Here is a 6,178-nt window from a genome sequence, read left to right as displayed (position 1 = left end):
TCTGCCTCAATGAAGACGCAGCAGTCTTCAGGATCATTCGGTGATGCACCGTAGTCCAAATCAGGGCTCATAATACTTTTCAGTCGAGCGTGCATAGACGGTCCGTTGTCAGTTAACGCCGTGCTCTGGGGCAAACTGGAGCGCAGCGTAGGTTTGTCCCTAGCAGCACTTTGTTAGGCATTTTAGTATTTCTCATGGTGGGCAGCAGCATAACCATCTTTTCTCTCACAGCTAGGACAAAGTTCTGCCTCTTCACCGTATTCGCATGATGAATATATATAGGGCTCACCACACCATTTGCAATCTAGTACTTCTTCTCTGTGGCCACACAACAGGCATTCTTCATTATCAAGATCAAAGGAGTCGTTATGGCATGACGTACATTCTATTACCGGTATTTCATTGCTATCTATCTTGTCTTGCACCGATTTCTGTAATGCCACGTAGAATTCTTTGTACTCAAATAGCACCCACCACTTACCCCCTTTAAAACACAGGGCATTCCACTCTAAGGCTAACTCGTCTTCGGCAAACTTTAAGATAAACGACAATGCTTGACCTACAAGAACTTTGGCCTCATGGTTCTCTATTGTAAATTCAAAATGCTCAATTTCATTTCTCTTTTCACGAGCTACTTTCACTGCATTAATTTCAGATTCAGAAAAATGAATTTCTCCAATTTTTTGAAGCCTTATAAAAGCCTGCTCAGCACCAACAGTATGAGCAGTATTTGATGGATACTTGTCAATATTGCCAAATACAAATGCAGGATGAATCCTTCTTAGCCTTTCTTTCACCAAGAGTTCAATTACGTGTGCCAAATCAACAATAATACGCTTCCAATCGCCAGTGGTGTTTCTATTAACAGGCCCAAGGTGCTCGATCGCATGGCTAAGCGAATCCTTTGCATTTTCAACTAAATTGAAGTTGTGCATTCACTGACCTTCTCACGCCTAACGCGGAGCGCAGCGGCGTGCTTTAGCACGTCCGACTGACGCGGATTGTTAAAGAATTACACAGGCTCAACTTCTTCACGATAAACCGTTAACTCATGCCCTTCCCAGGCGTCACACTCCTCATTCCAGACGCTGGAGAGCAGCACCGTTACTGTTTTATCGTTGTCTAATCGCTGAACTCGTACCGGATGCCCGCAACTTTCATAAAGAGATTGCTTCTCCGAGTCTGGCAGGTAATCAAAAGTCCCCTCGGGCACCTCCTTTAACCTGACCATATCTCCAACTTTGATACTTCCGCTCATTGCTTGAACCATTTAACGGGCGCTAAAGGGTGTTACTCCGCATCCGGGTTGAACACCACAAAGTGCGGTGCACCTTCAAAATCTGGGTAAGAGTCAGCCAAATGTTCGTGTTCCCACTTGGAGCCGAGCCTTTCAATTTCATCTGCGGCAGAATAAATAAAACTGGCGATCTTTCGTAGCTCTTCTGCATCAGCCACCAGGGTTATCTCAGCTAACTCAGCGGGCACAATTTCATCATCTGAAATCTTCTCGGATTTTTCGTACCCGTATATCTTCACTTGATCATGCCCTTTAACGCCGATATTAAGCGGCCGCCTTGGAGCGCAGCGTAAAGGCGGTCCGGTGGAGGCCCGTCAGGGCCGGAACGAACTTGAATGACTTGTTAAAAGTTGCTCATCCCCCGAAGGCTTCGCCGGTGCTACCGAAGGCATATTCATGAAGCCCAGTCTCTTCGTCTGTTGCAACCAACGAGCCGCTGAAATCATCGAAGCAAATTCGAGGGTTATAGGACTTGCCATCGAGCTTAATTTCACCCTGGTCATGCAGCATGGAGAGGTCAAAGACAAAGTCACCAATCACATCTTTTGCAATCGCATCATCAATGCCTTTTTTCTTTAGCGTTTGCTTGAGCAAAAGGATTATTTGGTACTGCCACTCAATGGCCAATTCCTCATACTCTTCACTGAGCTTTACTTCCATGGCTACCTCTTGTGACTTTTAACGCCGCCAGCACAGGCCGGAGCACGCAGTGCGGAGGTCCAGCCCCGAAGGGGCGATTGTGCCTGGCCTTGTTAAGTTTACCAACCTGGAAGCCTCAAATGACGAGCCACTTTAAGCTCTAGTTGGGCCCATAATTGGGTAAATAATTTATCTCTTTCTTGCTGCATCTGTTTCTGTGAGTAATTGCCTTTGGGTACTTCACCTGAAACCTCAATACCCGATGGAGTATGAACTAGAGTGAAGTGCCAGCTGCGGTCATCTACTGCACGAGATGCGACTGAACGCTTCTTCCGATGAGTAGAAGTGCAGCCGCCTCCGTGCCAAGTTACTTCTTCTTTGGGCAGGTGCCATTTATCCTTATTCTTCTTTCCCATGCTCACTCGTATATAAACTTAACAGTTAATTCAACGACAAATGTCATATATCGCGCTGTCGCTTATCTCCACAAACCCAAAATCGCAAAACAGGAAAACACTTCAATATCAAAAGAATAGAAGATCACACCTCGTCCTGCCTGAATCTCTTGCGTCACTTGTCGTCTATATCCAGCTTACCACTCGTCACTTATCCATTCGTGCCGAAAAACACAATTTCAATTTTTTCAGAAAGATACACATAAGCTATCAGTCATATTTTGGAAATCAGCGACAGGTGTCGCATATCTACACCAGCAGATGCCTGTAGAGAGTTTGCTCGTCGAGCTTATGTCTACATTGAAATGCCGAATCAGCGGCTGTTTCTCCGGGCCGGTTAGTGCGCCAATAACGGTCGGTGGAGCCGCGTTTTCGAAGAGCCCGTTATGACCGAGAACCGGCCAAACAATCATCAAAAAGCAAGGTGGCCACGGCTACCCGCGTTCAAGGGACACTACGACGAACGGACTTACTTTATACCCGTCACACAAAAGTGCGTGGCGCCTGACTGGCCGTAGAAACCGCTCAGGCGCCCGGTGAGAAAATCAGGAAAGGAGCCGGCTCAGCCGCCGGCGAGTAGATAGGTCAAGGCTCCCAGTCCAGCCAGGAGGCAGTAGACGGCAAAGGGGCGCAGTGCCTGCACTTCATGGGAACTGAACCAGCGCATCAATACCCAGGTACTCAGCCAGGCAAAAATACCTGCCAGAACACCGGCCGCGGCAATCACACCCAGCCCCGCGGTGCCGAGACCATGATGCAGCAACTTCGGCACTTCAAGTACACCGGCCGCCAGAATGATGGGCGTCGCCATCAGGAATGAAAAACGCGCCGAAGCGGCATAATCCAACCCGCTGGCCAGACCGGCGACCAGGGTCACTCCGGAGCGGGACATGCCCGGAATCAGGGCCAGCGCCTGGGCAAAGCCAATGCCTACCGCCTTCTGCCAGCCCATCGTCTCCAGCGTATGCCGGGCGGAACGATTCTTCAGTCGGTCACCGATCCACAACACGATACCGTTTATCGCGAGCACTCCTGAGACCAGTTCGGCGTTACCGAACAGGAGCCGCAATTTTTTCTCCAGCAACAAACCCAGCAGACCTGCCGGCACCGTCGCCATGACCAATAGCCAAAAAACCTTGGCTTCGGGGTTTGACGGTTCCCGATGCTGCCTCAGCACACCACCGATCAAGCGAATCCAGTCCCGGCGAAAATACAGCAGCAACGCTGTCGCGGTGCCCAAGTGCAAGACAACCAGCAGCGGCAGGAAATTCGGGTTATCCCGATTCAGGTCCCAACCCAGTAAGGACGGGGCGATAACCCCATGCCCGAGACTACTGATCGGGAACAACTCAGTAATGCCCTGCATGATGGCAAACAGCAGAACGTGAATCGCATTCATCCTGGATACATCTCCTTCAATCGAAAGCGGCCGACGCGACTCATGGCCGCACCGGCGATAAACTCTGACGGAGCTTCCCTTTAACCACCGGAGCCCCAAAGCGAAAGTTGCCTAGTCTCGCTGAGAACGGCGACAGAGGAAAGACAGTCGGTACATTTTCCTGCCCGTCAGCGGCAAACAGCCCGCAGGGCTATTGTCCGGGGGCTGAACACAGGTCCTTTACGGCGCCTGTTGCAGCAGCCACTCCGCAACAGCCTGAACCGGCGCCCCTCCACTGCCGGACTGCAGCAACCGGTAATCCTGATCGCCCCTCACGAACCCAAAAGGGGCGCACAGGCGACCGGCAGCAATATCCCCGGCAACCAGAAAGCGCGGCGCTATCGCCACGCCCAACCCGGTCAGAGCGGCCTCCAGCATAAAACTCAACTGCTCGAACTCAGTGCCCACATCTTCATTCCGCAGCGCCACCCCCTGCTCCCTGGCCCAGTCCTGCCAGGCATCAGGGCGCGACGCGACCTGCAGGAGGCGTTGGCCGGCAAGGTCCTCCGGCACCTTGAGACGGGCCGCCAATCCCGGCGTGCATACCGGCCCCAGTTCGTCGTCGGCCAGGTGCCGGGATCGCCATCCCGGCGGGCTCTGCCCATCGCCGTTGACGATCGCGAGGTCGATACCGTCCAGCCGCCCCTGCCAGGGTCCGTCCAAGGCCTGCAGGCGCAACATGATCCCGGGGCATGCCGTTTTCAACGCTTCGAGACGAGGAATGAGCCAGCGCATCATAAAGCTCCCCGGGCATGCCAGAACGACAACATCGTCCCCGGTCGCCCGCGCCACTGCAGCACAACCCTCGTCCAGCAACCGGAAGGCCATCTCGCTAGACGCCCTCAGCCGTTGCCCCGCTGCCGTTAATGTCACGCCGTCCTGATGCCTATCGAACAGCGTCACGCCCAACTCCGATTCAAGCTGGCGAATCAGCCGGCTGACCGCGCCATGGGTAACGAACAGCCGCTCGGCCGCCTGACTGAAGCTGCCGCAGCCAGCGGCCGTATCGAAGGCTTTCAACGCTTTCAGTGAAGGCAATATCACCTCTCCGACGTGAGTTTTTCTCACAGGCACTGTGGGAAAGAATCGTTACACACTTTAATTAGCCGGACATTAGCATAGCGGAACAGTCATTAATATTGAGATTTCCTATGAATCCCGAGACCAGCACCGCCTCACCTCAAGCGGGATTTTTTGGCCCCTACGGCGGACGCTTCGTGGCCGAGACCCTGATTGCTCCCCTGAACGCACTCGAAGCCGCCTATGAGCGCCTGAAGAATGATCCCGACTTTATCGCCCAACTGAACGCATTACGCCGCGACTACGTGGGACGCAGCAGCCCCCTCTACTTCGCCGCCCGGACCAGTCAGCGCCTTGGCGGTGCGCGTATCTTCTTGAAGCGGGAAGATCTCAACCACACCGGTGCGCACAAGATCAACAACTGCCTGGGACAGATCCTGCTGGCCCGCGCCATGGGCAAAACCCGGATCATTGCCGAAACCGGCGCAGGCCAGCATGGCGTCGCGACCGCCACGGTCTGCGCGCTCTTCGGTCTCGAGTGCGTCGTCTATATGGGGCGCCACGACATACAGCGCCAGCAACCGAATGTCGATCGCATGCGCCTGCTCGGCGCCGAAGTCCGCGCTGTCGATCAGGGCCGGGGGACACTCAAGGATGCCATGAATGAAGCATTGCGGGATTGGGTCACAAACGTGGACGATACCTACTACCTGATCGGCACCGCCGCCGGGCCGCATCCCTATCCCACCATGGTGCGGGATTTCCAACGCGTGATCGGCGAGGAAACCCGCGACCAGTGCCAGGAGCGCCTCGGCGGACTGCCGGACATGCTGATTGCCTGCATCGGCGGTGGCTCCAACGCTATTGGTTTCTTCCATCCATTCCTGGACACCGACGTTACGCTGGTCGGGACAGAAGCCGCCGGCAAAGGCCTCGACACGGCCCTGCACGCCGCATCGATGAACGGCGGACGTCCCGGAATCCTGCATGGCAACCTCACCTATCTCCTGCAGGACGCCGCCGGCCAGATCGAAGAAGGATACTCCCTGTCGGCCGGACTCGATTATCCCGGCGTCGGCCCCGAACATGCGTGGCTGCACGACAGTGGCCGCGTCGACTATGTCGGTATCACCGACGACGAGGCACGCTCCGCCTTCCGTCAGCTGGCGCAGGAAGAAGGCATTATTCCCGCTCTGGAAAGCGCCCATGCCCTGGCTGAGGCCTACAAGCGCGCGCCCACCATGAGCCCGGAGCAAAGCCTGGTCGTTTGCCTTAGCGGTCGCGGCGACAAGGACCTGGCGACGATTCTGGAAACCGGAGAATGACGAC

Annotated in this window: 8 protein-coding genes; 1 reads left to right on the top strand and 7 read right to left on the bottom strand. The window is 54.4% G+C overall.

Annotation, left to right across the window (positions count from 1 at the left end):
* Window positions 1-182 precede the first annotated feature (182 nt).
* The 7 genes from CLR77_RS09925 to CLR77_RS09900 form a co-directional block, all read right to left on the bottom strand.
* Window positions 183-935: a hypothetical protein gene (locus CLR77_RS09925; protein ID WP_097460456.1), complete on the bottom strand. Its 753-nt coding sequence runs from the start codon at window positions 933-935 to the stop codon at window positions 183-185.
* Window positions 936-1,012: 77 nt separating this feature from the next.
* Window positions 1,013-1,258 carry a hypothetical protein gene (locus CLR77_RS09920; RefSeq protein WP_143269393.1) on the bottom strand — a complete coding sequence of 82 codons (246 nt, stop codon included), beginning with the start codon at window positions 1,256-1,258 and terminating at the stop codon, window positions 1,013-1,015.
* A gap of 32 nt (window positions 1,259-1,290) precedes the next feature.
* Complete coding sequence (locus tag CLR77_RS09915; protein ID WP_097460454.1) at window positions 1,291-1,536, bottom strand: Imm32 family immunity protein; 246 nt, start codon at window positions 1,534-1,536, stop codon at window positions 1,291-1,293.
* 115 nt (window positions 1,537-1,651) lie between these two features.
* Window positions 1,652-1,957 carry a hypothetical protein gene (locus CLR77_RS09910; protein ID WP_097460453.1) on the bottom strand — a complete coding sequence of 102 codons (306 nt, stop codon included), beginning with the start codon at window positions 1,955-1,957 and terminating at the stop codon, window positions 1,652-1,654.
* A 98-nt stretch (window positions 1,958-2,055) separates the two neighbouring features.
* The gene (locus CLR77_RS20005) at window positions 2,056-2,352 is read right to left on the bottom strand and encodes a hypothetical protein (protein ID WP_143269392.1); all 297 of its coding nucleotides are present in this window, start codon (window positions 2,350-2,352) and stop codon (window positions 2,056-2,058) included.
* Window positions 2,353-2,953: 601 nt separating this feature from the next.
* Window positions 2,954-3,790: an undecaprenyl-diphosphate phosphatase gene (locus CLR77_RS09905; RefSeq protein ID WP_097460452.1), complete on the bottom strand. Its 837-nt coding sequence runs from the start codon at window positions 3,788-3,790 to the stop codon at window positions 2,954-2,956.
* Between the two features lie 219 nt (window positions 3,791-4,009).
* Window positions 4,010-4,867, bottom strand: coding sequence for a LysR substrate-binding domain-containing protein (locus CLR77_RS09900; RefSeq protein ID WP_158227164.1), 858 nt, complete (start codon window positions 4,865-4,867; stop codon window positions 4,010-4,012).
* A gap of 113 nt (window positions 4,868-4,980) precedes the next feature.
* On the opposite strand from CLR77_RS09900, the gene trpB reads away from it, so the two are divergent.
* The gene (gene trpB, locus CLR77_RS09895) at window positions 4,981-6,174 is read left to right on the top strand and encodes a tryptophan synthase subunit beta (RefSeq protein WP_097460450.1); all 1,194 of its coding nucleotides are present in this window, start codon (window positions 4,981-4,983) and stop codon (window positions 6,172-6,174) included.
* The last annotated feature ends 4 nt before the right edge of the window (window positions 6,175-6,178 follow it).

The sequence above is a fragment of the Mangrovitalea sediminis genome (genome assembly GCF_002514725.1).
In the GTDB taxonomy this organism is placed as follows: domain Bacteria; phylum Pseudomonadota; class Gammaproteobacteria; order Pseudomonadales; family Oleiphilaceae; genus Mangrovitalea; species Mangrovitalea sediminis.
This window is presented reverse-complemented; position numbering and strand designations above follow the sequence as displayed.